This is a genomic window from Gardnerella coleohominis, assembly GCF_002896555.1.
GTDB lineage: Bacteria > Actinomycetota > Actinomycetes > Actinomycetales > Bifidobacteriaceae > Bifidobacterium > Bifidobacterium vaginale_F.
This window is the reverse complement of the sequence record NZ_MNLH01000022.1, coordinates 1-232: the sequence shown is the minus strand read 5'-3', so window position 1 is coordinate 232 and position 232 is coordinate 1. Positions and strand designations below refer to the sequence as shown.

At 38.7% G+C, this 232-nt stretch carries 1 pseudogene; it reads left to right on the top strand.

Going from position 1 to position 232, the window contains the following annotated elements:
* Nucleotides 1-232, top strand: a pseudogene (locus BFS05_RS06925) (hypothetical protein); the annotation flags it as partial.

Here is a 232-nt window from a genome sequence, read left to right as displayed (position 1 = left end):
MKWRGRCTCRGAGWTATTAGCGCAACGCGAAAGCAATAACAATCCGGAAAATAATAAAAATAGCGCAAATTACGCGGAAAATAGCACAGAAAATTACGCAGAAAACGCAGAAAACGAAAACTATGCTTTTATTGCAGCGAGCGCAGCTGTTATCCACGGAATTTCAGCATCATTAGCATCTAGAATCAACAGCGAGAACAATTACACTCAACTATGTCTCTTATACATATCT